Annotated in this window: 23 protein-coding genes and 1 tRNA gene; 11 read left to right on the top strand and 13 right to left on the bottom strand. The window is 74.4% G+C overall.

Annotation, left to right across the window (positions count from 1 at the left end; genetic code table 11):
* Positions 1 to 2: 2 nt before the first annotated feature.
* The gene (locus OCU29_RS11955; RefSeq protein WP_261820114.1) at positions 3 to 419 is read left to right on the top strand and encodes a hypothetical protein; all 417 of its coding nucleotides are present in this window, start codon (positions 3 to 5) and stop codon (positions 417 to 419) included.
* A 21-nt stretch (positions 420 to 440) separates the two neighbouring features.
* On the opposite strand, the gene OCU29_RS11950 is transcribed toward OCU29_RS11955, so the two are convergent.
* On the bottom strand, positions 441 to 893 hold the full coding sequence (locus OCU29_RS11950; protein WP_261820113.1) for a MarR family winged helix-turn-helix transcriptional regulator: 453 nt from the start codon (positions 891 to 893) through the stop codon (positions 441 to 443).
* Positions 894 to 994: 101 nt separating this feature from the next.
* On the opposite strand from OCU29_RS11950, the gene OCU29_RS11945 reads away from it, so the two are divergent.
* The gene (locus tag OCU29_RS11945; RefSeq protein WP_261820112.1) at positions 995 to 2,191 is read left to right on the top strand and encodes an MFS transporter; all 1,197 of its coding nucleotides are present in this window, start codon (positions 995 to 997) and stop codon (positions 2,189 to 2,191) included.
* A 24-nt stretch (positions 2,192 to 2,215) separates the two neighbouring features.
* Here OCU29_RS11945 and lepB read toward each other — a convergent pair whose 3' ends face one another.
* Entirely contained in the window at positions 2,216 to 2,995 is a 780-nt protein-coding gene (gene lepB / locus OCU29_RS11940) for a signal peptidase I (RefSeq protein WP_261820111.1), read from the bottom strand.
* A 76-nt stretch (positions 2,996 to 3,071) separates the two neighbouring features.
* On the opposite strand from lepB, the gene OCU29_RS11935 reads away from it, so the two are divergent.
* Positions 3,072 to 3,440, top strand: coding sequence for an FKBP-type peptidyl-prolyl cis-trans isomerase (locus OCU29_RS11935; RefSeq protein ID WP_179613744.1), 369 nt, complete (start codon positions 3,072 to 3,074; stop codon positions 3,438 to 3,440).
* A 47-nt stretch (positions 3,441 to 3,487) separates the two neighbouring features.
* Positions 3,488 to 4,651, top strand: a complete 1,164-nt coding sequence (locus OCU29_RS11930; RefSeq protein WP_261820110.1) for a lactate 2-monooxygenase — start codon at positions 3,488 to 3,490, stop codon at positions 4,649 to 4,651.
* 18 nt (positions 4,652 to 4,669) lie between these two features.
* On the opposite strand, the gene OCU29_RS11925 is transcribed toward OCU29_RS11930, so the two are convergent.
* Both OCU29_RS11925 and OCU29_RS11920 read right to left on the bottom strand, forming a co-directional pair.
* Positions 4,670 to 4,930 (bottom strand): RNA-binding S4 domain-containing protein, encoded by a 261-nt coding sequence (locus OCU29_RS11925; RefSeq protein WP_179613746.1) that lies wholly within the window; start codon positions 4,928 to 4,930, stop codon positions 4,670 to 4,672.
* A gap of 34 nt (positions 4,931 to 4,964) precedes the next feature.
* Complete coding sequence (locus OCU29_RS11920; protein ID WP_261820109.1) at positions 4,965 to 6,272, bottom strand: HNH endonuclease signature motif containing protein; 1,308 nt, start codon at positions 6,270 to 6,272, stop codon at positions 4,965 to 4,967.
* A 155-nt stretch (positions 6,273 to 6,427) separates the two neighbouring features.
* Between OCU29_RS11920 and OCU29_RS11915 the strand changes: the two genes are divergently transcribed.
* Positions 6,428 to 6,991: a dihydrofolate reductase family protein gene (locus tag OCU29_RS11915; RefSeq protein WP_261820108.1), complete on the top strand. Its 564-nt coding sequence runs from the start codon at positions 6,428 to 6,430 to the stop codon at positions 6,989 to 6,991.
* A gap of 18 nt (positions 6,992 to 7,009) precedes the next feature.
* Here OCU29_RS11915 and OCU29_RS11910 read toward each other — a convergent pair whose 3' ends face one another.
* Positions 7,010 to 8,281, bottom strand: a complete 1,272-nt coding sequence (locus tag OCU29_RS11910; protein WP_261820107.1) for a DUF445 domain-containing protein — start codon at positions 8,279 to 8,281, stop codon at positions 7,010 to 7,012.
* A 47-nt stretch (positions 8,282 to 8,328) separates the two neighbouring features.
* On the opposite strand from OCU29_RS11910, the gene OCU29_RS11905 reads away from it, so the two are divergent.
* Both OCU29_RS11905 and OCU29_RS11900 read left to right on the top strand, forming a co-directional pair.
* Positions 8,329 to 8,745, top strand: a complete 417-nt coding sequence (locus OCU29_RS11905) for an adenylyltransferase/cytidyltransferase family protein (protein ID WP_179613750.1) — start codon at positions 8,329 to 8,331, stop codon at positions 8,743 to 8,745.
* A gap of 118 nt (positions 8,746 to 8,863) precedes the next feature.
* A complete protein-coding gene (locus OCU29_RS11900; RefSeq protein ID WP_261820106.1) occupies positions 8,864 to 10,498 on the top strand; it encodes an MXAN_6640 family putative metalloprotease in 1,635 nt (544 codons plus the stop codon).
* Here the strand turns inward: OCU29_RS11900 and OCU29_RS11895 are convergent.
* Positions 10,485 to 11,108: a hypothetical protein gene (locus tag OCU29_RS11895; protein WP_261820105.1), complete on the bottom strand. Its 624-nt coding sequence runs from the start codon at positions 11,106 to 11,108 to the stop codon at positions 10,485 to 10,487. The genes OCU29_RS11900 and OCU29_RS11895 overlap by 14 nt on opposite strands.
* Positions 11,109 to 11,265: 157 nt before the next feature.
* On the opposite strand from OCU29_RS11895, the gene OCU29_RS11890 reads away from it, so the two are divergent.
* The gene (locus OCU29_RS11890) at positions 11,266 to 12,420 is read left to right on the top strand and encodes an ArsO family NAD(P)H-dependent flavin-containing monooxygenase (RefSeq protein WP_261820104.1); all 1,155 of its coding nucleotides are present in this window, start codon (positions 11,266 to 11,268) and stop codon (positions 12,418 to 12,420) included.
* Here the strand turns inward: OCU29_RS11890 and OCU29_RS11885 are convergent.
* From OCU29_RS11885 to fdh, 7 genes are all read right to left on the bottom strand, one after another.
* Positions 12,406 to 12,849: a low molecular weight phosphatase family protein gene (locus OCU29_RS11885; RefSeq protein ID WP_179613753.1), complete on the bottom strand. Its 444-nt coding sequence runs from the start codon at positions 12,847 to 12,849 to the stop codon at positions 12,406 to 12,408. The genes OCU29_RS11890 and OCU29_RS11885 overlap by 15 nt on opposite strands.
* Positions 12,846 to 13,562: a helix-turn-helix domain-containing protein gene (locus tag OCU29_RS11880; protein WP_261820103.1), complete on the bottom strand. Its 717-nt coding sequence runs from the start codon at positions 13,560 to 13,562 to the stop codon at positions 12,846 to 12,848. Before OCU29_RS11880 ends, OCU29_RS11885 begins: the two co-directional genes overlap by 4 nt.
* 77 nt (positions 13,563 to 13,639) lie before the next feature.
* A complete protein-coding gene (locus OCU29_RS11875; protein ID WP_370463671.1) occupies positions 13,640 to 14,701 on the bottom strand; it encodes an IS30 family transposase in 1,062 nt (353 codons plus the stop codon).
* A 275-nt stretch (positions 14,702 to 14,976) separates the two neighbouring features.
* A complete protein-coding gene (gene selD / locus OCU29_RS11870; protein ID WP_261820101.1) occupies positions 14,977 to 15,981 on the bottom strand; it encodes a selenide, water dikinase SelD in 1,005 nt (334 codons plus the stop codon).
* Positions 15,978 to 16,931 (bottom strand): NrfD/PsrC family molybdoenzyme membrane anchor subunit, encoded by a 954-nt coding sequence (nrfD, locus tag OCU29_RS11865; protein WP_261820100.1) that lies wholly within the window; start codon positions 16,929 to 16,931, stop codon positions 15,978 to 15,980. Before nrfD ends, selD begins: the two co-directional genes overlap by 4 nt.
* The gene (locus OCU29_RS11860) at positions 16,928 to 17,902 is read right to left on the bottom strand and encodes a 4Fe-4S dicluster domain-containing protein (protein ID WP_261820099.1); all 975 of its coding nucleotides are present in this window, start codon (positions 17,900 to 17,902) and stop codon (positions 16,928 to 16,930) included. Before OCU29_RS11860 ends, nrfD begins: the two co-directional genes overlap by 4 nt.
* A complete protein-coding gene (gene fdh / locus OCU29_RS11855; RefSeq protein ID WP_261820098.1) occupies positions 17,899 to 21,171 on the bottom strand; it encodes a formate dehydrogenase in 3,273 nt (1,090 codons plus the stop codon). The genes OCU29_RS11860 and fdh overlap by 4 nt, the downstream gene beginning before the upstream one ends.
* An 87-nt stretch (positions 21,172 to 21,258) precedes the next feature.
* Here fdh and OCU29_RS11850 point away from each other — a divergent pair.
* The 3 genes from OCU29_RS11850 (at position 21,259) to OCU29_RS11840 (ending at position 24,448) form a co-directional block, all read left to right on the top strand.
* Positions 21,259 to 21,353 (top strand) — tRNA-Sec (locus OCU29_RS11850).
* A 35-nt stretch (positions 21,354 to 21,388) separates the two neighbouring features.
* Complete coding sequence (gene selA / locus OCU29_RS11845) at positions 21,389 to 22,687, top strand: L-seryl-tRNA(Sec) selenium transferase (RefSeq protein ID WP_261820097.1); 1,299 nt, start codon at positions 21,389 to 21,391, stop codon at positions 22,685 to 22,687.
* Positions 22,688 to 24,448: a selenocysteine-specific translation elongation factor gene (locus tag OCU29_RS11840; RefSeq protein WP_261820096.1), complete on the top strand. Its 1,761-nt coding sequence runs from the start codon at positions 22,688 to 22,690 to the stop codon at positions 24,446 to 24,448.
* Positions 24,449 to 24,602 lie beyond the last annotated feature (154 nt).

Raw genomic sequence — 24,602 nt, 5'->3', positions numbered from 1 at the left:
GCGTGGCCGGCACCGCGGAGGTGGCGCTGGCGCTCGTCGCCGCCGCCCACCTGGGCTTCCAGGCCACCGTCACCGCGCTGGTCTACCCCGCGCTCGCCCGCACCGGCGTGGAGCGCTGGGCGGACGTGCACGACCGGCACAGCCGTCGCATCACGCCCCTGGTGGGGCTGCTCTACCCGGCACTCGTGGTCGCCGGGGTGGGCGTGGCGCTGGCCGACCCCTCGACGGCCGGCTGGGTGGCCCTGGCCGGGGTCGCGGTGTCGGTGCTGGCGACCGCCGCGGTCGCCGCCCCCACCCACGCCCGGCTGGGGCGCCTGGGGCCACGCCCGGACCTGCTGCGCCGGCTGCTGGTCGCCGACCGGGTGCGGCTGCTCGGCGCGCTGGTCGCGGCCGCCGGGGGCGCCGGCCTGCTGGTCTGAGCCGGGGCCGGCCCCGGGGCGTCAGGAGCGCAGCGGCGCCAGGTCGGGCAGGCTCTCCAGCAGCCCGGACAGCTCGGGGGTCGCCGCCGCCTCGGCCAGCGCGTCGACGAGCGCCGCGTCGTGCACCGGGCGGGCCGCGGCGAGGGCCCGACGACCGTCGGCGGTGAGCTCGGTGTAGATGCCGCGCCGGTCCTCCTGGCACAGGATGCGGGTGAGCAGGCCCCGGTCCTCGAGCCGGTTGACCAGTCGCGTGGCGGCGCTGGGCGAGAGCGCCGCGGCGCGGGCCAGCTGCGCCATCCGCATGTGCCAGCCGTCCTGGCGCGAGAGCGCGTCGAGCACGGTGTACTCCACGACCGACAGGCCGGTGTCGGCGACGAGCTCGCGCTCGAGCGCCGACTCGATCAGCGCGTGCAGGGCGGCCAGCCGCCGCCACCCGCTGGCGCGCACCTCGACCGCGTCGTCCTGGATGCCCATGCCCCCGACTTTAGCAGCATTTGGCAACAGCACGCGTGTGCAACTACTTTAGTTGCACACGCGCTTAATTGTTTGAGCGCACCAACCTGAAGGAGCGGCTCGTGCCACTCGCACTCCTCGCCCTCGCCGCCGGCGGCTTCGGCATCGGGCTCACCGAGTTCGTCATCGCCGGACTGCTGCCCGAGGTCGCCACCGACCTGGCCGTCGACGAGGCCACCGCCGGCTGGCTGATCTCCGGCTACGCGCTCAGCGTCGCGGTCGGCGCCATCCTCGTCACCGCGGCCGTCTCCCGACTGCCGCGCAAGCGGGTGCTGCTCGGCCTGATGGTGCTCTTCGTGGCCGGCAACCTCATCTGCGCCGTCGCCCCGTCGTACGACGTGATGATGGCCGGGCGCGTCGTGGCGGCGCTGTGCCACGGCGCGTTCTTCGGCATCGGCTCGGTCGTCGCGGCCGGTCTGGTCGCCCCCGAGCGCAAGGCCGCCGCGATCGCCACCATGTTCGCCGGCCTGACCGCGGCCAACGTGCTCGGCGTGCCGCTGGGCACCCTGCTGGGCCAGCAGCTCGGCTGGCGCTCGGCCTTCTGGGCGATCACCGTCATCGGCGTCGTGGCCATGGTCGCCATCGCCGCGCTGGTGCCGGCGCGACGGGCCGACGCCGACCAGCCGCTCCCCCTGCGCCAGGAGCTGGTGGCCTTCCGCAGCAGCCAGGTGTGGCTGTCGCTGGTGGTCACGGTGCTCGGCTACGGCGGCATGTTCGGCGCCTTCACCTACATCGCCTACACCCTCACCGGGGTCAGCGGCTTCTCGAGCGGCGCGGTGCCGTGGCTGCTGATCCTCTTCGGGGTCGGCCTGGTCGCCGGCAACACGCTGGGCGGGCGCGCGGCCGACCGCTCGGTCCCCCGCACCCTGCTGGTGGCGATGAGCCTGCTGGTCGTCGTGATGGCGGTCTTCTCGGTGGGCGCGGGTTCGCAGCCGCTCACCGTGGTGGCCCTGGTGCTGATGGGCGGCCTGGGCTTCGCCACCGTGCCCGCCCTGCAGATGCGGGTGCTCCAGCACGCCGGCGACGCCCCGACGATGGCCTCGGCGGCCAACATCGCCGCGTTCAACGTCGGCAACGGGTTCGGGGCGTGGATCGGCGGGGTGACGATCACCGCCGGGCTGGGCTACGCCTCGCCGCTGTGGGCCGGCGCCCTGGTCACCACGGCCGGGCTGGCGGTGCTGATCGTTGCCGAGGCCCTGCTGTCGCGGCGGCCCGCGGCGCCCGTGGACGAGCCGGTGCTGGTGGGCAGCGCCGCCTGAGCGCCGCGCCGAGCGGCGTACGCCTCAGTCGAGGGCGTCGAAGGCCTCGGGCTTGTCGAGCAGCGAGAAGCGGCTGGCCGGCCAGACGCGGGCGAAGACCTTGCCGACCACCAGGTCGGTGCCGACCCAGGCGTCGGTGCCGTCGCAGGTGCCGGCGCTCTCGGGGTCGGGGTCCTCGGCCTGGTCGCCGCGGCGCTGCGCGCGCTCCTTCGACAGGTCGCAGGACAGGTGGAAGCTGGAGTCGGCGGAGTCGTCGCGGTGGTCACCCATCACGAAGACCGAGCCCTCGGGCACGGGGCCGGCCGACCACTCGCAGGAGGCGACCATCGGGCCGTCGCAGTCGCGGCCGTTGCGGATGAAGGCGCTGGAGTCGAGCGGCTCGCCGTTGACCAGCAGCCGGCCCTGGTCGTCGCAGCAGGTGATGGTGTCGCCGGCGACGCCGATGACGCGCTTCACCAGGTGGCCACCGGCGGGGTAGAGCCCGATGCGGCTCAGGGTGCTGGCCACGGCACCGGTGGGTCCGGCCGACTCGGCCGGGCTCAGCCAGCTGCCCGGGTCCTCGAAGACGACGATGTCGCCGCGCTCGGGCTCGCCGGTCCAGTAGGACACCTTCTGCACCAGGATGCGGTCGTTGACCTCGAGCCCGGGCTCCATCGAGCCGGAGGGGATGTAGAAGGCCTGCACCAGGAAGGTCTTGACGACCAGCGCCAGCACGACGGCCAGGCCCATCAGCAGCAGCGACTCCTGCCACAGCGGCAGCGCGTGCCGCTTGCGCGCCTTGTCGGCTGACGCTTCCTCCGGCACGTGCCCTCCCTCGCCTGGACCGGTGTCCCCCACCAGCCGCCGCAGACCCTACCTGCAGGGCACTAGGGTCGGGGCCATGGACAAGCCTGAGATCGACTTCCCCGACTTCGACCCTCCCGCCGACCTCGTGGTCACCGACGTCACCGTCGGCGACGGCGCCGAGGCCGCCGCCGGCCAGACCGTGTCGGTGCACTACGTGGGCGTGGCCCACTCCACCGGCGAGGAGTTCGACGCCTCGTACAACCGCGGCACCCCGCTGCAGTTCCGCCTCGGCATCGGCCAGGTCATCAGCGGCTGGGACCAGGGCGTGCAGGGCATGAAGGTCGGCGGGCGCCGCAAGCTCGTCATCCCCCCGCACCTGGGGTACGGCGACCGTGGCGCCGGCGGCGTCATCAAGCCCGGCGAGACGCTGATCTTCGTCGTCGACCTGCTCGGCGTCTCCTGACCCCCTAGGCTCCCTGCACCACCCCACCTGAGCAGCGGAGCCGCGTCATGGGCCACTTCGGCGACCACCAGATCTCGATCTACGTCGACGGGATGATCGGCGGCACCACGCCGTCGATCACCACCGACCTGGCTTCGCTGGAGACCGCTGCGGCCCAGGTGCTCGACCCCGCCCCGCTCGGCTACATCGTGCCGAGCGCGGGTGGGGGCTCGACGGCCCGCGCCAACGTCGCGGCCTTCGAGCGCTGGCGGATCGTGCCGCGGATGCTGCGCGACCACGCCACCCGCGACCTGTCCACCGAGGTGCTGGGCACCCCGATGGCCGCCCCGGTCCTGCTCGGCCCGGTGGGCGTGCAGACCCTCGCCCACCCCGACGGCGAGCTGGCCAGCGCCCGGGCCGCGGCCGCCCTGGGGCTGCCGTTCGTGCAGTCCACGCAGGCCGACCACTCCATCGAGCAGGTCGCCGAGGCCTCCGGCGACGGCGCCCGGTGGTACCAGCTCTACTGGCCCTCCGACCCCGAGCTGTGCGAGAGCTTCCTGTCCCGGGCGCAGGCCTCGGGCTACACGCACCTGGTCGTCACCCTCGACACCACGATGCTGGGCTGGCGCCCGCAGGACCTCGACCGGGGCTACCTGCCGTTCCTGGCCAACCAGGGCATCGCCTCCTACACCTCCGACCCCGTCTTCAACGCGCGGCTCGAGAAGCCGGCCGACGAGGACCCCACCGGCGCCGGCATCGCCTTCGCCGGCGTCTTCCCCAACCCTGGCCTGACCTGGGACCAGCTGCCGTGGCTGCGCGAGCGCTGGCCCGGGCCGATCGTGCTCAAGGGCATCCAGCACGTCGACGACGCCCGCCTGGCCCGCGACCACGGCGTCGAGGGCGTCGTGGTCTCCAACCACGGCGGCCGCCAGGTCGACGGGGCGGTCGCCTCGCTCGACGTGCTGCCCGCGATCGCCGAGGCCGTCGGCGACGACCTCTGCGTGCTCTTCGACTCCGGCGTGCGCTCGGGGCCCGACGTCCTCAAGGCGCTGGCGCTGGGCGCCGAGGCGGTCCTGCTGGGCCGTCCCTACCTCTACGGCCTCGCGCTGGGCGGACAGCCCGGCGTCGAGCACGTGCTGCGCTGCCTGCTGGCCGAGCTCGACCTGACGCTGGCCAACGCCGGCTACGCCAGCCACCGCGACCTGGGCCCGGACGCGCTGGTCCGCGGCTGAGCCCTGCCGGCGCGGCTCCTACCAGGGCAGCCCGTCGTCGTACGAAGCCTCGTCGGCGACGCGCGCCGCCTGCGGGCCCAGCCGCACCACGTCGCCCATCGCGAGCTGGCGCCCGCGGCGGGTCTCGACCTCGCCGTTGACGAGCACCTCCCCCGAGGCCACGACCTCCTTGGCCTGCGACCCCGACTCGATCAGGTTGGCGAGCTTGAGGAACTGGCCGAGGCGGATGACCGACTCCTCGCGGACGGGGACGTCGAAGGGCTCCACGGGTTCAGGCACTCCCCCAGTGAACCACCCGCGTGCCGGCCCGGGGTCAGGCGGCGGGCGTGTAGTCGTCGAGGACGATCTGCAGGCGGGGGTGGACGACGTCGACCCGTGGTCGCGTTGGTGCTGCTGTGACTGGTGGGTCGCCGGGTGGGAGGTCGGGTGCCCTCGAGCGGACCTGGTGTCCGGTGGGGGTGGTCGTGACGACGGTGCTGCCCTCGGTGGTGGCGGTGAAGCCGGGGGCCTCCTTGGCCTGGTTGCAGGCCTCGCAGAGGCCTTGTCCGTTGGTGGCGCTGGTGGGGCCGCCGGCGTGGTCGGGGACGACGTGGTCGTGGTGGCGGATGGGTGCGTCGCACCACGGGGTGCGGCACGACTGGTCGCGCAGGTCGATGAAGAGTCCCAGGCTGGCGGGGAAGGTGCGGCCCCTGGAGTCCATCGCCACGAGCGCCCCTGCGCTGGTGGTGTAGAGCCTGCGCAGGGTCGCCTGCGCGTCGGCGATCGCGGTGGCGACCAGCTCGCGGGCGAACCCGGCCGGCACCGGCCCGTAGCCGGCCACCCACCCCGGTTCGTGGCCACCACCGAGGAGCGTGGCGTCGGAGACCGTCAGGTTCACCGCCACCGGGACCGCGGGAACTGGCGCCGACTCGGCGGACCGGGTGAGCACGGAGGCGACCAGGGTGTCGGCCATGACCTGCCCGCGGGAGCGCTCGTCACCGTCGGCGCGGGCGGAGTCGGCGGCGCGGGTGAGCGCGGCGTACGCAGCGACCCCCTGGGCGACCGGGAGCAGCGCGGTCAGCCAGGTCATCGTGTCCGGTGCCGGTCGCAGGGACACGTACCGCTCGCCCTCGGCCTTGCGGGAGCGCTTCAGGGCCGCGTGCGGGTCGAGCTCGTAGGCGCGGGCCCGGGCCGCGGCCACCAGCCGCTTGTCGCCCCAGCCGTCAGTGGTCTCGGGGTCAGCCATCAGCTCCGCGTCGACCCGGCGCCGGTCCTCCAGCGACAGGCACGCGGTCTCGCGGGCCAGCAGGGTCGCACGCCACTCGCCGCACCAGCCCGCGCGCATCGCGGCCAGCGTGTGCGGCATCTCGGCCACCAGGACCTTCGCCAACCCGAGGTGGCGGGCACCCCGGTTCGGCGACTCGCGCCGCGCCAGCCCGACCTGCGAGGCCACCCCGACACCCTGCCGGTCGACGGACAGACCGGCCGCGGCGTGCCGGCGGCGTACGACCTCGTCGAGACGAGCCGTCAGCTCCACCTGCAGCGCGTCGAGCCGGCACTTCTGCTCCTCCGCCGCCCGCAGCGCCTCGACCAGCTCGGCCTCGCCACAGGCGAGATCGGTGGCGGTGGGAGCGGAGGTCATGCCCCGATTTACTCGAACGCACGTTCGATGCATAGGGGCGGAAGCAGATCTGTGGACTGTCATGTCTCACGCGATCGGGGACGGTCGAGATGATTCTCGATCACCGGCGTGGTCGTTCTCCTCGAGGACGACACCACTGACGGGAGCCTGGCACCGTGCGACGACTGATCTACTCGATGAACACGACCCTGGACGGCTACGTCGCGACGCGCGACGGCGACATCGGCTGGGGCGTGCCCGGCCCCGAGCTGCACCAGTGGTTCAACGACCGGGCCCGCGACATCAGTGCCTCGCTGTACGGCCGCAGGCTGTGGGAGGTGATGAGCGCGCACTGGCCGACCGCCGACCGGCAACCGGACGTGTCACCCGTGGAGGCCGAGTTCGCCCGCATCTGGCAGAGGACGCCGAAGGTGGTGTTCTCCTCGACCCTTTCCGAGGTCAGCGGCAACGCGCGGCTGTGCACCGGCGACGCCGTCTCCGAGATCGCTCGCCTGAAGGCCGAGGACGGCGGCCCGATGGAGATCGGCGGCGCCGGCCTCGCGGGGGCGGCGATGCGCGCCGGCCTGGTCGACGAGTACCAGGTGCTCACGCACCCGGTGCTGGTCGGCAGCGGCACACCGTTCTTCACCCCGTTGGACTCCCGGGTCCACCTGCGTCTCGTGGCGGCGAGGACCTTTCCGGGCGGCGTGACCCTCTCCCACTACGAGGCCGGTCACTGACCGGCCACTGCGCCTCGGTCAGGGCAGCAGCACGTCGAGGGTGTGGATCAGCACGCCGACCAGGCCGCCGACGATGGTGCCGTTGATCCGGATGAACTGCAGGTCGCGGCCCACGTGCAGCTCGATGCGCTCGGCGGCCTCGCGACCGTCCCAGCGCTCGATGGTGTGGGTGATGACGGTGGTGACCTCGTCGCCGTACCGCTCGACCACGAAGACGGCAGCGTCCGCGGCCGCGGAGTCGAGGCTCTCGCGCAGCCCGGGCTCGGTGACCAGGCGGTGGGCGAACCGGTCGACCTCGGTCTGCAACCGGGTGCGCACCGCACCACGGGGGTCGGCCAGGGAGTCGGTGAGTGCCCGGCGCAGGGCGTCCCACAGCGCGATGGCGGTGGCGATGACCTGCGGCTGGTCGAGGAGACGGTGCTTGAGGGCCTCGGTGCGCTCGCGGGTGGCCGGGTCCTCGCACAGGTCGTGGGCCAGCTGGCGCAGCATCGAGTCGAGGGCGGCACGGGCCCGGTGGCGCGGGTCGTCGCGGATGTCGGCGACCCAGCGCACCAGCTCGAGGTGGATGCGCGAGGTGACCCGCTCGTTGACGCTCTGCGGCGCCCACCACGGCGCCCGCTCGCCCAGCACGTCGGCGACGGTGTCGGGGTTGTCGACCAGCCACCCGTGCAGCTCGTCGAGGACCAGGTCGATCACCCCGTGGTGCAGGTCGTCGCGCATCGCCTCGGACAGCAGGTTGCCCAGCAGCGGCGAGATCGGCTCCTCGCGGAACCGCGGCACCAGCGCGTCCTCGACCAGGCTGCGCACGTGCTCGTCGCTGACCTTGCCCAGCGCGGCCGCGACCACCTCGGCCGTCTCGTCGACCACCCGCCGCGAGTGCTCGGGCTGGGAGAGCCAGGCGCCGACCCGCGCCGCGACCTGGGCGGCGCCGACGCGCTCGCGCACCACGTCCTCCTGCAGGAAGTTCTCGCCGACGAACTCCTGCAGCCCGCGCCCCAGGTCGTCCTTGCGGCGCGGGATCAGCGCGGTGTGCGGGATCGGCAGCCCCAGCGGGTGGCGGAACAGCGCGGTCACCGCGAACCAGTCGGCGATGGCGCCCACCATCGACGCCTCCGCGCCGGCGTTGACGAAGCCCCAGAAGCCGTCGGCCTCGCGGGTCAGGGCGTAGACCACCGCGGCCAGGACCAGGAGTCCCAGGGCGACGCTGCGCATGCGGCGCAGGCCACGACGGCGTACGTCGTCCTGCGTGGTGTCGGTGCGGGGGGCGGCGGCCGCGGTCTGGGTGCTCATCAGGGTCAGATTCTCGCGCACGGGCGTCTGGTGCGAGACTTCGCGGCATGTCGGCACCCTCCTCCGCGGCCCGCACCGTGATCACCTTCGGGACCTTCGACGTCTTCCACGTCGGGCACCTGCGCGTCATCGAGCGCGCCGCCGCCCTCGGCGACCGGCTCGTGGTGGGGGTCTCCGCCGACGAGCTGAACATGCGCAAGAAGGGCCGCGAGCCCGTCTTCAGCGAGGGCGAGCGGATGGCGATCGTGGCCGCGCTCAAGCCCGTGCACGCCGTCTTCCTCGAGGAGAGCCTCGAGCTCAAGCGCGACTACATCCTCGAGCACGGCGCCGACGTGCTGGTGATGGGCGACGACTGGGAGGGCCGCTTCGACGAGTTCCGCGACGTCTGCGACGTCGTCTACCTCCCGCGCACGCCCGCCATCTCCACGACCGCACTGATCGAGAAGATCTCCGCCACCGGCTGAGCCCCCGGGCCACAGCGGCCACACCGGCCCCGCCCGACCGGCGCGTCCCGCGTGCGCGACCCGCCGTCACCGGGCACCCTGGTCCAGACAGCTCGTCGGCCCAGTTGCTAGGAACCTCATGCGTCGCAGACCCGCCACCCCGCTCCTCCTCTCCGCGACGCTGGTGACCCTCGCTGCGACGCTGGCCCTGGGCAGCACGCCGGGCGCCGCCGCCCTCGGCACCCAGTCCGCCGGCACCCAGTCCGTCGGCGCCCAGTCCTCCGGCGCCCGGCTCTCCTCCGCCCCGGCCGGGGCGGGCACCGACCCCGACGAGGCCCTCGCCGCGGCGCGCACCGCGCTCGGGCTCAGCGACGGCGCGCAGTCCCGCGGGCCGGGGCAGCCCGTCGGCGAGGGCAACGAGGCGACGATGGCGCTGCGCGACCTGCGCGTCGCGCTGCCGCAGCTCGGCGCCGAGCAGCGGCGCGAGGGTGAGGCCCTGCTGGCCCGACCCACCGACGGCGGCGACGACCCGGTCGGCCAGGGCTACCACAGCCGGTCGAAGAAGCTGTGCAGCGGCAACGTGTGCGTCCACTACGTCACCAAGGGCGCCGACCGGCCCGACTCCCAGAAGTGGGTCCGCAAGACCCTCCAGGTGATGAACAAGGTCTGGGACTTCGAGACCGGCACCCTGGGCTACCGCAAGCCGGTCAGCGACCGCAGCCTGCCCCAGGGCAAGAACGGCGGCAACGGCAAGTTCGACGTCTACCTCAAGGAGCTCAGCGGGCAGCGCCTCTACGGCTACTGCGCCCCCGAGTACCTGGTCAAGGGCAACAAGCGGCTCGCCAACGGCTACTGCGTGCTCGACGACGACTTCGCCAAGGCCGAGTACGGCCGCAAGCCGCTCGACACCCTGCGCGTCACCGCCGCGCACGAGTTCTTCCACGCGATCCAGTTCAACTACGACTACCGCGAGGACCGCTGGCTGCTGGAGTCGACGGCGACCTGGGTCGAGGAGCGCTTCGCCGACGACGTCAACGACAACCGCCAGTACCTCCCGGTCGGCCAGGTGCGCGTCCCTGACGAGCCGCTCGACATCTTCAGCACCACCTTCGGGCGCCACTACGGCAACTGGGCGTGGTGGGAGTTCCTGACCCAGAAGTACGGCGGCGTCATCGTCCGCAGCGTGTGGAAGCAGGCCGGGCAGTTCAAGGCCGCCGGGCGCGACTACTCGACCAGGGCGCTGACCAAGGTGCTGGCCGGCAAGGGCGGGTTCTCCCGCAACTACGCCCGCTTCGCGGCGGTCAACAACAACCCCGCGGCCTTCTACCCCGAGGGCGCCAGCTGGCCGAGCGCGGCCCGCATCGCCAACCTCAAGCTGTCGAAGGACGCGACGAGGAAGTCGCAGGCCACGACGGTCGACCACATGTCGGCGCAGAACGTCGACGTCACCCCGGCCGCCGAGCTCAAGGACAAGGCCTGGACCCTGCGCCTGACCCTCGACGGGCCGGCGGCGGCGACCAAGCCGATGGCCGCGGTGCTGGTGCAGAACAAGACGGGCGCCTGGGACGAGCGCCTCCTGGGGTTCAACCGCAAGGGCCGCGCCCGGCTGAGCGTGCCGTTCTCCGCGCGGCGCGTCGACGCGGTGACGGTCTCGCTGGTCAACACCTCGACCAGCTTCGACTGCTGGGAGGACCAGGCCTACTCGTGCGCCGGCATCGCCGACCACGACGCCGCGCCGTTCCAGGTGACCGCCAAGGCGTTCAAGGACAAGTGAGCAGGCAGCCCTGAGGGGCCTCGGAGCGTCGCAGCCCCTCGAGCGGCCCGTCGGCCAGCTCGCCAACGAGCCCCACCACGGCGACCGCGCCCTGGCTCACGGGCTGGGTGGCGCCGCCGCTGAGGCCGTCGAGGACCTCGGCCGCGGTGGCGGCGACCGGGTTGAGCACCGACGAGACCGGGCCGCCGGGGCCCGGTGCCGGGTCGGGGTCCGGGGTCGGGGTCGTAGGGGTCGTCGGGGTCGGGTTCGGGTTCGGGTTCGTCGGGACCGGGGCAGGCGCCGGAGCAGGCGCCGGAGCAGGCGCCGGGGCCACGGCGGGCGGTGCCTGCGGCGTCGCGCGGCCGCCCGGCACGGGGGCGCTCGCCCGACGAGCGTCACCGGCGCCGCTGACCCCGGGGGCGGTGCTCGTCCGGGGCCGCATCTGCGCACCGCCGACGACCCGCTGCTCCTGCGCGAGCACGGGCTGCTGGAGGTCGAGGTCCGGGAGCACGTCGACGAGGTTGGTGGTCACCACGAGCGCACCGACGAAGGCACCTGCGCCGACCACCAGGCCGGCGTACCCGAGCCGCACGTCGCGGTCACGACGGCTCCGCACCCTGCTCCTGCGCACCGTCGCCGCCTCTCAGCATCGTCCTCGTGGTGGTCCTCCCACCAGCCGGTCAGGCTAGCGGCGCGGCCGCGGGCGCCGCACCCGATCCGGGGCCCAGTGCCCGGGAGGACCAGGGATCCTGACCGAAAGGACGAGACCAGGTGTCTAGGGTCGGGGCGTGACCCAGCGCCACCGCTCCGCCGTGCCGGTCGACGTCTGCGTCATCGGCGCCGGACAGGCCGGCCTGGCGGCCGGCTTCTACCTCCAGCGCGCCGACCGCGAGCGCCGCAGGCGCGGGGCGAGGCCGCTCACGTGGGTGCTGCTCGACGCCCACGACGAGCCGGGCGGCTCGTGGCCCGACACCTGGCCGAGCCTGCGGCTCTTCTCCCCCGCCGCCTACAGCTCGCTGCCGGGGTGGCCGATGCCGCGCTGGAGCGGTGAGGACAACCCGCCCGCCGCCCACGTGGTCGCCTACCTGCGCGACTACGAGCAGCGCTACGGCCTCGACGTACGCCGCCCGGTGCGGGTGCGCGAGGTCCACCGGGCCCCGGACGACCGGCTGGAGGTGCGCAGCGACCACGGTGACTGGTCGGCGCGGGTGGTCGTCAGCGCGACCGGCACCCAGGAGCGGCCGTTCGTGCCGGCGGTCGCGGGGGCCGACGAGTTCGAGGGGGTGCAGCTGCACACCGGCTCCTACCGCGGCCCCGAGCCGTTCGCCGGACGCCGGGTCCTGGTCGTCGGCGGCGCCAACTCGGCCGCCCAGGTCGCCGCCGACCTGCTGCCGGTCGTCGAGCGGCTGCACTGGGCCGCCCTCCGCCCGCCGCGCTACCTGCCCGACCACGTCGACGGGCGGGTGCTCTTCGAGACCGCGACCCAGGCGGTGCGCGACCGGGCCGCCGGCCGCCCCTCGCGCGGCGTCGCCTCGCTGGGCGACGTGGTGGCGGTGCCCGCGGTGCGCGAGGCGCGCGACCACGGCGGCCTGCGCGCGGTGCCGATGGTCGAGCGCCTGACCCCTAGCGGCGCCCGCTGGCCCGACGGCCACGAGGAGCCGCTCGACGCGGTCGTGTGGGCCACCGGCTTCCGCCCCGCGCTGCGCCACCTGCGTCCGCTGGGCCTCGACTCCGCGGAGGGGCGTCCGCTCACCGAGGCGCCGGAGGGCGCGGTGATGCCGGTGCGCGCCGTCGGCGAGCCCCGCCTGCTCCTGCTGGGGTACGGCGACTGGTGCGGGCCCGCGTCGGCCACCCTGGTCGGCGTCGGTCGCCCGGCCCGGGAGGCGGTGGCTGCGGCCGAGGCGCTGGTCGACCGCGACGAGGCTGCGTCAGGACAGGACTGAGGGCGCCAGCTCGAGGTCGGGCACCAGCTCCACCAGCAGCCCGCGCACCCGCTCGTCGAGGTCGGCCACGATCGCGCGCACGGTGGCGGGGTCCTGGCCGCCGGGGTCAGCGACCGGCCAGTCGACGTACCGCACCCCGGGCACGTAGGGGCACTCCTCGCCGCAGCCGAGGGTGATGGCCATCGAGCTGGCGGCGATCGTCTCGCGGGTCAGCCGGGTGGGCTCCTCGCGGGAGGTGTCGAGGCCGAGGCGCTCGAGGGCGTCGGCGACCTCGGGGTGGATGTGCTCGCCCGGCGCCGTGCCCGCCGAGAGCGCACGGACGCGGCCCTGGGCGTAGTGCTCGGTGAGGACGCGGCTGATCACCGAGCGCCCGCCGTTGCGGACGCAGGCGAAGACGACCTGCGGGACGTCGGGGGTGGTGCTGCTCATGGGCTCTCCTGGGGTCGGCGGTGCTCGGGTCCGAGGTGGGTGGCCAGCCGGGCGACGCGCCGCTCGATCTCGGCGGCGGCGTCGTCGAAGGCGGCGTCGGTGCCGACCGGCACGGGGTCGGGCACCGACCAGTGCGGTCCCGTCGGGGTGCCGGGCGCGAGCTCCTCGTGGGCGCGGTCGCAGACGGTGACGAGCAGGTCGCCGGGGGCGGCGACGTCGGCGAGGCGCACGGGCTCGTCGGCCAGGCGCAGCCCGCGCCGCCGGGCCGCCGCGCGGGCTCCGGGCGCGACCCGATCGGCCGGGTGGGTGCCGGCCGAGAGCCCCGGCACGGTCCCGGTGGTGTTCCACAGCGCAGCGGCGAGCTGGGAGCGCGCCGAGTTGGCGGTGCACACGAAGACCACCCGGCGCGCCTCCACGCCGCCCCGGCCGCCGGTCGGCGCCAGGTCGTCGAGCGCCCGCACCTCGAGGCTGACGTAGCTGCGCCGCCGGTCGGCCTGCGAGACGTGCCTGGTCACCAGGCCGGCCCGCTCGAGGACCCCGAGGTGGTGGGCCAGGAGGTTGGAGGACAGCCCGAGGGCCGCGCGCAGCTCGCCGGGCGAGGCGTCGCCCAGGACCAGCAGGTCGACGACCCGCAGCCGGGCTGCGTCGGCCAGCGCCGCGTGCCGCGCCACCCGCCGCTCCAGCACGCCGTCCCCGATTGCCTCAACGTTCATTGAGGTTATTCAAGGCCCCTGGGCCTGGCCAGGTCAACTCACCGGCGGGCCGAGCAGTCACTTGTGAACCGGCGAATTCAGCCGGCGGTCGCAACACCATCGTCTTCGGCTGTTTTGGACAGTAGCTGGTCGAGGACCTCGGCGGGTGTGAGGAAGCCGTGACGTTTGCGGGGGCGGGCGTTGAGCTCGGAGGCGACTTTGTCGAGGTAGCCGGGTCCCCAGAAGGACAGGTCGGTGCCTTTGGGGAAGTACTGGCGCAGCAGACCGTTGGTGTTCTCGTTGCTACCGCGCTGCCAGGGCGAGTGGGGGTCGCAGAAGTAGATGTCCAGGCCGGTGGCTTCGGCGATCTTGGCGTGCTCGCGCATCTCGCGGCCCTGGTCCCAGGTCAGCGAGCGTCGTAGGTGTTCGGGTAGCTGCAGCATCTTGGTGGTCATCGCTGCCGCGACGGTCTCGGCGCCGGTTCCCTCGGGCAGGTGCAGGAGCATGACGAACCCGGTGCTGCGCTCGACCAGGGTCCCGATCGCGGAGTTCGAGGCTTGCGAGCCGACGATCAGATCACCTTCCCAGTGTCCGGGCACGGCGCGGTCCTCGACCTCGGCGGGGCGCTCGGAGATCATCACCATGCCCGGGATCCGTCCGCGGCGTTCCTCGGGGCGACGCTGGGACTTGCGCACCACTCGTCCGGTCCGAAGATGCCTGGTCAGCTCACGTTTGAGAGCGCCGCGCGACTGCACGTACAACGCTTGGTAGATCGTCTCGTGCGACACCCACATCTCCTGCTCGTCGGGAAAGTCCAGGCGCAGCCTGCCCGCGATCTGCTCGGGGCTGTCATTGTCGCTGAGGCGGCGCTGGACCTCTCGGCGCAGCCGCAGCTCGGTGGCCAGCCGCGCCGGCTTGGGTCGTTTCGCTTTGTCGTCGGCATCGCCTTGGGCGCGCGTGGCCACGTAGCGCCCCGCGGTGGGACCCGACCTGGCAGGCGGCACCCGACGCAGCTCACGGCTGATCGTGGACGGCGCCCGACCCAGTGCCCCAGCGATCTGGCGCACCCCCAGGCCGGCGGCTGCCAGCACAGCGATCTGCTCGCGCTCGGCAAACGACAACGACCGGGTCCGTGCCCCAGCCTGTGGTGAGGGTTTCACCCCGCCACGCTCGTACACCCACCTCAGCGCACGGGTCCGCGACACGCCTACACGCTGTGCTGCCTCACCGACCCCCACACCAGCACGGACCCCATCCCAGAACCGGTACTCCCACTCGGCCGGAACCCTCGGGCTTCCACCAGCCATCGCATACCCCGTTCGTCAGGGTGTTGCGACCACCGCTTGAACCGAAGACCACCCACCGGTCACTTCCGCACCCCAGCCGGTGCGAAAAGTGACTGCTCGCTGGTTCACAAGTGACTGCTCGGCCGGGCTCAGCGCACCGTGATGCGGGGGTGGGCGCCGGCCCGCGCCACGACCTCGCCCACGACCGGGTGGCCGGGCAGCTCGCCGGCGACGAGCAGGCCTCCGGAGGTCTGGGCGTCGGCGAGGAGGACCAGCTCGTCCTCGTCGACGGAGGCCTCGAGGTGGGGGCGCACCCAGTCGAGGTTGCGGCGGCTGCCGCCCGGCACGAACCCGGCGGCGTACGACGCCCGCGCCGGCTCGAGGTAGGGCACGGCGGCTGCGTCGACCACCGCGTCGACCCCGCTGGCGCGGCACATCTTGAACAGGTGGCCCAGCAGCCCGAAGCCGGTGACGTCGGTGGCGGCGGTGTGGCCGGCGGCGAGCGCGGCGCGCGAGGCGTCGCGGTTGAGGGTGGTCATCACCGCGACCGCCTCCTCGAAGACCTCGCCGGTCGACTTGTGCCGGTTGTTGAGCACCCCGAGCCCGAGCGGCTTGGTCAGCGTCAGCGGGGTGCCGGGGGCGGCCGCGTCGTTGCGCAGCAGACGGGCGGGGTCGGCGGTGCCGGTGACGGCGAGGCCGTACTTCGGCTCGGGGTCGTCGATGCTGTGGCCGCCGGCGAGCAGGCAGCCGGCCTCGGCGCAGACCGCCGCTCCCCCGCGCAGCACCTCGGCGGCGACCTCGAAGGGGATCCGGTCGCGCGGCCAGGCCAGCAGGTTGACCGCCACCAGCGGCTCGCCGCCCATCGCGTAGACGTCGGAGAGCGCGTTGGCCGCCGCGATCCGGCCCCAGTCGTAGGGGTCGTCGACGACGGGGGTGAAGAAGTCGGTGGTCAGCACGACGGCGCGGTCCCCGTCGAGGCGGACCACCGCCCCGTCGTCGCCGTGCTCGAGACCGACCAGCAGGTCGTCGCCGGTGGCCACCGGCAGCCCGGCCAGCACGCGTTCGAGCTCGCCGGGCGGCACCTTGCAGGCGCAGCCGCCGCCGGAGGCGTGCTGGGTCAGTCGGAGCGGGGCGTGGGAGGTCGCACTGGTCACGAGGACACAGTGCCGGATTCCTGGCGCTGCGCCTCCTCCTCCCGGGCACGCATCCGCTCGCGCTGCGGCACCACGACGTACTTGGGGTCGCGCGCGGACTCGCGGCCGGCCTCGAAGACCGCGAAGCGCAGCGCCAGCGAGCCGGCGGCGTACGACGCCCCGGCCACCCGCCGCGCCCACGGCCGGCGTCGCGAGAGCGCGCTCAGCCCGAGCCCGGCGACGGTCAGGGCCCGCGACAGCCTGGTCAGCCTCCCGGCCAGGCCCTTCTCGTAGGGCTCGGCCAGCATCCCGAGCCGCTGCTCCATCAGGTGGCTGACACCGAGCTCGGCGACCGCGCCGATGCCCGCCATCCGTGCCGCGGGGCCGCTCTCGGCGGCGGGGGCCAGCACCATGGCGGTGCCGCCCGCGGCGGCGGCCGCGGAGCCGCCGAAGACGAAGGGCAGCTCGCGGTGCGCCTCGTGCCAGACCGGGATCGCGGTGTTGGAGAACAGCGCGGCGGTGTAGGTGGCCAGAGGCGGGCCGAACACGGCGGCCCCGGCCCCGGCCAGGCGGCCCAGGCGGGGCGCCACACCGGTCACGTGCGAGGCGGCAGCGGCGCCGGCGAGGCTGCTGAAGGGGGCCAGGATGTAGGAGCCGACCGACAGGGGCGAGGTCGGCTTGAGGACCCGCAGCATGTTGAGGAACCGCTCGGGGCGGCCCAGGTCGTGCACCAGCGCGACGGTGCCGATCGCGGCGCCCGTCGCCGCGGTGAGCCGGGTGACGTGCTCGAGGCCGGGGCGTCCGCTGAGCGCCGCGCCCTCGGCCAGCAGCGCCGAGCCGCCGGCGATGCCGCCGATCCACAGGTAGATCGGCACGTCGGGGGTCTTCCAGGTGGGTTCCTTGAGGATCGGTCGCCCGTAGTAGGACCGGAACTCCGGCTCGGGCACCATCGACTGCTCGCGACGGCTCATCGGCGCCTGCCCAGGAACGAGGCGGCCCCGAGGCCGGCCAGGGCCAGCGCACCGGCGCCGACGTGGCGCCACATCGAGCCGAGGTCGCGGGTGGTGACCACCGGGTCGGGCGGCAGCCCGTAGACCTCCGGCTCGTCGAGCAGCAGGAAGAACGCCCCGTCGCCGCCGACCCCGTCGTCGGGGTCGGCGCCGTAGAGCCGGGCCACGTCGACGCCCTGCTCGTGCAGCTGCTCGACCCGCGCCGCCGCCCGCTCGCGCAGCTCGTCGAGGTCGCCGAACTGGATCGACTCGGTCGGGCAGGCCTGGGCGCAGGCGGGCGTCTGGCCCTCCTTGAGCCGGTCGTAGCACAGGGTGCACTTGAAGGCGCGCCCGTCGTCCTTGCGCTGGTCGATGACGCCGTAGGGGCAGGCCGGCACGCAGTAGCCGCAGCCGTTGCAGATGTCCTCCTGCACCACCACCGTGCCGAACTCGGTGCGGAAGAGCGACCCGGTCGGGCAGACGTCGAGGCAGGCGGCGTGGGTGCAGTGCTTGCACACGTCGGAGGACATCAGCCACCGCACGCCGCTGTCGCCGGAGGCGGCGCCCTGGTCGGCCCCGTCGGGCAGGGTCACCTCGCGCTCCCAGCCCGGGGGCCGGGTGCCCGGCATCCCCAGGTCGGTCGGCGCGGCGGTCGGCCCAGCACCCGAGGACGCCGGTCCGAGCGGCTGCTCGATGAAGGCGACGTGGCGCCAGGTGCTCGCACCCAGCTGCTGGGTGTTGTCGTAGGACATCCCGGTCAGCAGGTAGCCGTCGTCGGGCACCTGGTTCCACTCCTTGCACGCCACCTCGCAGGCCTTGCAGCCGATGCACACCGAGGTGTCGGTGAAGAAGCCCTTGCGGGCCGGGTGGTCCTCGTAGCCCGCGTTCTCGCTGGGGTCGTCGAGGCGCCCCCACAGGGACTCCGGGGAGAGGAACTCGCTGAGCCTGCTCACGTGCTGCCTCCGTCGGCGGGGTGGTCCTGCTCGGTCTCGGTGACCACGCCGGCGCGGCGGCGGTAGTCCTCGACGTACGCCGTCAGGTCGGCGCCGCGCGGGCGGCGGCCCGGGCGGATGTCGCAGGTGCCGACCTTGTCCTGGATGGAGACGTTGGGGTCCATCGTGACGTTGACCAGGTCGTTGGGCGAGTCGCCCTTCGAGATGCCGTTGACGCCCCAGTGGTAGGGCAGGCCCACCTGCTCGACCCACTGCTCACCGAGCCGCAGCGAGCGCAGCCGGTCGGTGACCAGCACCCGGGCCTCGATCGCGGTCCGCGCGGTCACGATCGTGACCCACTGCCCGTGCTCGAGGCCGCGCTCGGCGGCCAGCCGGGGCGAGACCTCGCAGAACGGCTCGGGCTGCAGCTCGGTGAGGTAGGGCAGGGTCCGGCTCATCGCGCCTGTCGTGTGGTGCTCGGTGAGCCGGTAGGTGGTGAACACGTAGGGGAACACCTCCGAGAAGCTCGGGTTGACCGGGTTGGACGGCGTCGAGAGCTGCTTGCGCCCGGGGTTGTTCTGCTGGGCGTAGACCGGGTTGTGCACCGGCGACTCCGGCGGCTCGTAGTGCGCCGGCAGCGGACCGTCGGCGACCCCGACGGGCGCGAAGAGCCAGCCCTTGCCGTCGGTCTGCATCACGAAGGGGTCCTGCCCGCCGATGGCGTCGGGGCCCTTGGCGCCGCCCTCGGGCACGTGGTCGGGCGGACGGTCGACGACGAAGTCGGGCACGTCGGAGCCGGTCCAGCGGCCCTCGTCGGCGTCCCACCACACGTAGCGCTTGCGCTCGCTCCACGGCGTGCCGTCGGGGGCCGCGGACGCGCGGTTGTAGAGGATGCGGCGGTTGGCCGGCCACACCCAGCCCCACTCGGAGGCGACCTGGTCCTGCTCCCAGTGCGGCTTGCGGCGCCGCGCCTGGTTGACCCCGTCGGCGTACACGCCGCTGTAGATCCAGCAGCCGCACGAGGTCGACCCGTCGGCCCGCAGCTCGGTGTACGACGACAGCGGCGCCCCGTCGGGCCCGGTGCCGTTGATCTCCCGCAGCACCGCCTCGGCGTCGGGCTCCCCGTGCTCGTCGACCGGGTAGTCCCAGGCCAGGTCGAGCAGCGGTCGGTCCATCTCGTCGGTGGAGCCGGCCAGCTTCTCGCGGATGCGGTTGCCGAGGTCGACGTAGAACTCCAGCTCGCTCTGGCAGTCGCCGGGCGGCTGCACGGCCTGGTCGCGCCACTGCAGCATCCGCTGGGTCTGGGTGAAGGAGCCGGCCTTCTCGACGTGGTTGGCCGCGGGCAGGAAGAACACCTCGGTGCCGATCTCCTCGGTGACCAGCTCGCCGGTCTCGATCTCGGGACCGTTCTTCCAGAAGTCCGCCGACTCGATCATCTGCAGGTCGCGCACGACCAGCCAGTCGAGGTTGGCCAGGCCCAGGCGCTGCATCTTGCCGTTGGCCGAGCCCACGGCGGGGTTCTCCCCCACGAGGAAGTAGCCCTTGCACCGACCCTCGATCTGCGCCTTGACCGTGGTGTACGTCGAGTGGTCGCCCGTCAGCCGCGGCAGGTAGTCGAAGCAGAAGTCGTTCTCGGGGGTCGCGGCGTCGCCCCAGTAGGCCTTGAGCAGGCTGACGGCGTAGGAGCGGATGTTCCCCCAGAAGCCGGCCTTGCCCTCGTCGGCGCGCACCCACTCGTCGAGGCTCTGGTGGTGGTCGGCCAGCGGCATCGGCAGGTAGCCGGGCAGGATGTTGAACAGGGTCGGGATGTCGGTGGAGCCCTGGATGCTGGCGTGCCCGCGCAGCGCCAGGATGCCGCCGCCGGGGCGCCCGATGTTGCCCAGCAGCAGCTGGAGGATCGAGGCGGTGCGGATCATCTGCGCGCCGGTGCTGTGGTGGGTCCAGCCCACGGCGTAGCAGAACGCGGTGGTGCGCTCGCGACCGCTGTTGGAGGTCAGCGCCTCGGCGACCTGGCGCAGCTGCTCGGGGCGGATGCCGCAGGCCTGCTCGACCATCTCGGGGGTGTAGCGGGCGAAGTGGCGCTTGAGGATCTGGAAGACGCAGCGCGGGTGCTGCAGCGTCTCGTCGCGCCGGCCCTTCCAGTTCACCGGGGCCCCGCCCGAGCCGTGGCTCTCGGAGCGGGCGGCCTGGTGGGAGCGCTTGGCGTCGTCGCCGGTGGCCGCGGCCTCGGCGTCCTCGCGCAGCTCGCGGTCGCGCTCGCGCTCCTCGTCGTTCATGTCCTCGGGCGGCTCGTAGCGCCACGAGATCGGGTCGTACTGCCCGGTCTCGGGGTCGAAGCCGGAGAACAGCCCGTCGAGGTCGTCGGGGCCCTGGTAGGCCTCGTCGATGATGTTGGCGGCGTTGGTGTAGGCCACGACGTACTCACGGAAGTCGAGGTCGTTGCTCAGCACGTGGTTGACCAGCCCGCCCAGGAACGCGATGTCGCTGCCGGCGCGGATCGGGACGTGCAGGTCGGAGACCGCCGAGGTGCGCGTGAAGCGCGGGTCGACGTGGATGACCGTCGCCCCGCGACGCTTCGCCTCCATCACCCACTGGAAGCCCACCGGGTGGGCCTCCGCCATGTTGGAGCCCTCGATGAGGATGCAGTCAGCGTTCTGCAGGTCCTGCAGGCTGGTGGTAGCCCCACCACGGCCGAACGAGGTACCCAGACCGGGCACCGTGGAGGAGTGTCAAATACGGGCCTGGTTCTCGATCTGGATCGCCCCCATCGCCGTGTACAGCTTCTTCATGAGGTAGTTCTCCTCGTTGTCGAGGGCTGCCCCTCCGAGGCTGGCGATGCCGAGCGTGCGGCGCGTGCGGCGCCCCTTCTCGTCCTCCCACTCCCAGAACTGCTTGCGGGTGGCGATGACGCGGTCGGCGATCATGTCGAGCGCGGTCTCGCGGTCGAGGTCCTCCCACTCGGTGCCGTGCGGGCGCCGGTAGCGGACCGTGGTCACGCGGCTGGACGAGGTGACCAGCTGCTTGCTGGCGCTGCCCTTGGGGCACAGCCGCCCGCGCGAGACCGGGCTCGCGGCCGAGCCCTCGATCTGCACGACCTTCTCGTCCTTGACGAAGACCTTCTGGGCACAGCCCACGGCGCAGAACGGGCAGACCGAGTCGACGACCCGGTCGGCGGTGGTGGTGCGCGGCTGGAGGCCGCGGCTGCGCTGCGACATCGCCGCCTCGCCACGACCGAGCCGGTCGCGGCCGAGCACCTGCCGCACCAGCGGCCACCCGAGGAACTGCTCCATGGCGACACCCTGCACCACCCTGCTCACCCTTGACCAGCACCTTGGGGGTGGGACGGCCCCCGCGTGTCGTCGGGCTATGTTGAGCGCGGAGGCGTACCTCGTCTGGTGACGGGCGCGGCCCTCAACGCCGTTGTGACCGGGCATCCCGGTCAGGCGGGTTCGATTCCCGTCCGCCTCCGCCAGCCGTCGTACGCCGTCGCCACCCGGGGAGGGGCCCGTGCAGGACACCCGCCGCCGGGTCCCGCGCACCGACGTCGTCCTCGACGACCCGGCCCTGGCGCCCGCCGTCGAGCGGCTCGGCCGGGCGCGGGTCAAGGCCGGGGTCGTCGCGGCCCTCGACGCCTGCCGCGCGGGCCGGGTGGCGCCCGAGGACGTGGTGGCCGCCGTGCTCGACGACCTGCCGGCCGCCCCGGTCTCGCTGCGCCGGGTCCTCAACGCCACCGGCGTCGTGGTGCACACCAACCTGGGCCGGGCCCCGCTGTCACCGGCCGCCGTCGAGGCGCTGGCGCTGGCGGCGGGGGCCACCGACGTCGAGCTCGACCTCGACTCGGGCCTGCGCGGGCCCCGTGGGGCGGCCGCACTGGCTGCCCTGGCCGCGGCCGTCCCCGACGCCGGCGGCGTGCACGTGGTCAACAACGGCGCCGCCGCCCTGGCGCTGGCGACCTGCGCCCTGGCCGCCGGGCGCGAGGTGGTCGTCTCGCGCGGCGAGCTGGTCGAGATCGGCGACGGGTTCCGCATCCCCGAGCTGATGGAGTCGCTGGGCGCGCGGCTGCGCGAGGTGGGCACCACCAACCGGGTGCACCTCGAGGACTACGAGCGCGCCGTGGGCGAGCGCACCGCGTTCGTGCTGAAGGTGCACCCCTCCAACTTCCGCGTCGAGGGCTTCACCTCGAGCGTGCCGGTCGAGGCGCTGACGGGCCTGGGGGTGCCGGTCGTCGCCGACATCGGCTCGGGCCTGCTCGCCCCGCACCCGCGGCTGCCCGACGAGCCCGACGCCGCCACCACCCTGCGCGCGGGCGCCGACCTGGTCACCGCCTCGGGCGACAAGCTGCTCGGCGGCCCGCAGGCCGGGCTGCTGCTGGGCGGGGCCGCGCTGGTGCAGTGGCTGCGCCGCCACCCCTTCGCCCGCGCGCTGCGGGTCGACAAGCTCACCCTGGCCGCGCTCGAGGCGACCCTGACCGGCCCGGCGCCGCCGGTGGCCGCGGCCCTGGCGAGCCGTCCCGACGACCTGCTCGCCCGCGCGCGGCGGCTGGCCACGGCGATCGGCGGCCCCGCCGAGGCGGTGGCCTCCGAGGGCCGCGTCGGCGGCGGGGGCGCGCCCGGGGTGCCGCTGCCCAGCGCCGCGGTCGCGCTGCCGCACCACCTGGCCGCCCCGCTGCGCCACGGCGACCCGGCCGTCGTCGGCCACGTCCACGACGGCCGGCTGCTGCTCGACCTGCTGGCGCTGCCCGGCAGCGACGACCCCGCGCTCGTCGAGGGCGTACGACGCGTGCTCGCCGCCGACGGGGGCCGCTGAGTGCACGTCGTCGCGACCGCCGGCCACGTCGACCACGGCAAGTCGACGCTGGTGCGCGCGCTCACCGGCGCCGACCCCGACCGGCTGGCCGAGGAGAAGCGCCGCGGGCTGACGATCGAGCTCGGCTACGCCTGGACCGACCTGCCGGGCGTCGGCGAGGTGGCCTTCGTCGACGTGCCGGGCCACGAGCGGTTCGTGGCGACGATGCTGGCCGGGGTCGGCCCGGTGCCCGTGGCGGTGCTGGTCGTGGCCGCCGACGACCCGTGGATGCCGCAGGCCGCCGAGCACCTCGCCGTGCTCGACGCGCTGGGGGTGGCCCACGGCCTGCTGGTGGTCTCGCGCGCCGACCTGGCCGACCCCGCCCCTGCGCTGGCGCGGGCCCGCGAGGAGCTGTCCCGCACCGGGCTGGCGGATGTGCCGCACGTCGTCACCGCGGCCGGCGACGACGAGGGTGCGGCCACGCTGCGCACCGAGGTGGGCGCGGCGCTGGCGCGGGTGCTGGCGGGCGTCCCGGCCCCCGACCCCGGCGCCGACGTGCGGCTGTGGGTCGACCGGGTCTTCCACGTGCGCGGCACCGGCACCGTCGTGACCGGCACGCTGCCGGCCGGCACCGTGCGCGAGGGCGACGTGCTCGACGGCCCGGGCGGGCCCGTGCGGGTGCGCCGCGTCGAGTCGCTGGGCCGCCGCCGCGACGCCGTGGCGGGGGTCGCCCGGGTCGCGCTGGCGCTCGCCGACCGCTCCCCCGGCGCCGTCGACGCGCTGGGCCGCGGCGCCGCGCTGGTCACCCCCGGCGCCTTCCTCGACGTCGACCTGCTCGACGTCGAGGTCACCGGCCCCGACCTCGACCGGCTGCCCGAGCGGCCGCTGCTGCACGTCGGCTCGACCCAGCTGGCCGTGCACGCGCGCCCGCTCGACCCGGCCCGGGCGCCGGGACTGGTCCGCCTGCGCCTGGAGCGGCCGCTGCCGCTGCGGGTCGGGGACCGCGCGGTGCTGCGCTCCACCGGCGACCGGGTCGTGCGCGGCGTACGCGTGCTCGACCCGCAGCCGCCGTCCCTGCGGCGGCGGGGGGCCGCCCGGGCCCGCGCCGTCGACCTGGCTCGTCTCGACGGGTCGACGGCGGCCGACCTGCGGGTGCGCGGGCTGGCCCGCGAGGACGACCTGCGCCGGGCCGGCCTCGACCCGGCCGCGGCCCTGGGCGCCGCGCGCGCCGGGGGCTGGCTGCTCGACCCCGCCCGGGCCGAGCAGGCCGCCGAGCGGGCGCGTGCGGCGCTGGCCGCTCCCGGGGCGGCCGACGGTCTCGCGCCCGCCGAGCTCGCGCAGGTCGCCGGGCTGCCCGACCCGGCGCTCCTCGACGCGCTCGACCTCGCGGGTGCGCGCCTCGAGGGCGGGCGCTGGCGCACCCGCGGCCCCGAGGTGCCGCCCGACCTGGCCGCGGCGCTCGAGGCGCTGCGCGCCGACCTGGAGACCGCGTTCGCCGCGCCCAGCGCCGACCGGCTGCGCGACCTCGGCCTCGACACCCGGGCCCTGGCCCGCCTCGACCGCGCCGGCGCCGTGCTGCACCTCGGTGGCGCGGTGGTGGTGCGCGCCGGGGCCGACGACGAGGCCCTCCCCCTGCTCGCGGCGCTCGAGCAGCCCTTCCCCGTCACCGCCGCCCGCAGCGCGCTGGGCACCAGCCGGCGGGTGGCCCTGGCGCTGCTGGCCCACCTCGACCGCACCGGCCGCACGGTGCGGCTGGCCGACGACACCCGCCGCCTGCGCTGACGCCGAGCCGGCGCCAGTTCCTCACCGAGCCGGCGCCAGCTCCCCGCCGAGCCGGCGCCACTTCCCCTGCCGGTCCGTCCCGTGGGCGGGGTGTGGCCCGCGCCACTCCTGCGGCTTACGCTGCGCCGGCCGCCCCCGTCGTACGCCTGGAGTC

Source organism: Nocardioides sp. OK12, from assembly GCF_024341885.1.
GTDB classification, from domain to species: Bacteria; Actinomycetota; Actinomycetes; order Propionibacteriales; family Nocardioidaceae; genus Nocardioides; species Nocardioides marinisabuli.
The sequence above is the reverse complement of the archived record's forward strand: the minus strand, read 5'-3'. Positions and strand labels throughout refer to the sequence as shown.

Bases quoted from the DNA above. Each gene is read 5' to 3' on its own strand.
- OCU29_RS11920 (WP_261820109.1), bottom strand. From the start codon at position 6,272: ATGACCTCCGCTCCCACCGCCACCGATCTCGCCTGTGGCGAGGCCGAG.
- OCU29_RS11930 (WP_261820110.1), top strand. From the start codon at position 3,488: ATGGGCCACTTCGGCGACCACCAGATCTCGATCTACGTCGACGGGATG.
- OCU29_RS11935 (WP_179613744.1), top strand. From the start codon at position 3,072: ATGGACAAGCCTGAGATCGACTTCCCCGACTTCGACCCTCCCGCCGAC.
- nrfD (WP_261820100.1), bottom strand. From the start codon at position 16,931: ATGAGCCGTCGCGAGCAGTCGATGGTGCCCGAGCCGGAGTTCCGGTCC.
- OCU29_RS11885 (WP_179613753.1), bottom strand. From the start codon at position 12,849: ATGAGCAGCACCACCCCCGACGTCCCGCAGGTCGTCTTCGCCTGCGTC.
- OCU29_RS11900 (WP_261820106.1), top strand. From the start codon at position 8,864: ATGCGTCGCAGACCCGCCACCCCGCTCCTCCTCTCCGCGACGCTGGTG.
- OCU29_RS11905 (WP_179613750.1), top strand. From the start codon at position 8,329: ATGTCGGCACCCTCCTCCGCGGCCCGCACCGTGATCACCTTCGGGACC.
- OCU29_RS11880 (WP_261820103.1), bottom strand. From the start codon at position 13,562: ATGAACGTTGAGGCAATCGGGGACGGCGTGCTGGAGCGGCGGGTGGCG.
- OCU29_RS11910 (WP_261820107.1), bottom strand. From the start codon at position 8,281: ATGAGCACCCAGACCGCGGCCGCCGCCCCCCGCACCGACACCACGCAG.
- OCU29_RS11950 (WP_261820113.1), bottom strand. From the start codon at position 893: ATGGGCATCCAGGACGACGCGGTCGAGGTGCGCGCCAGCGGGTGGCGG.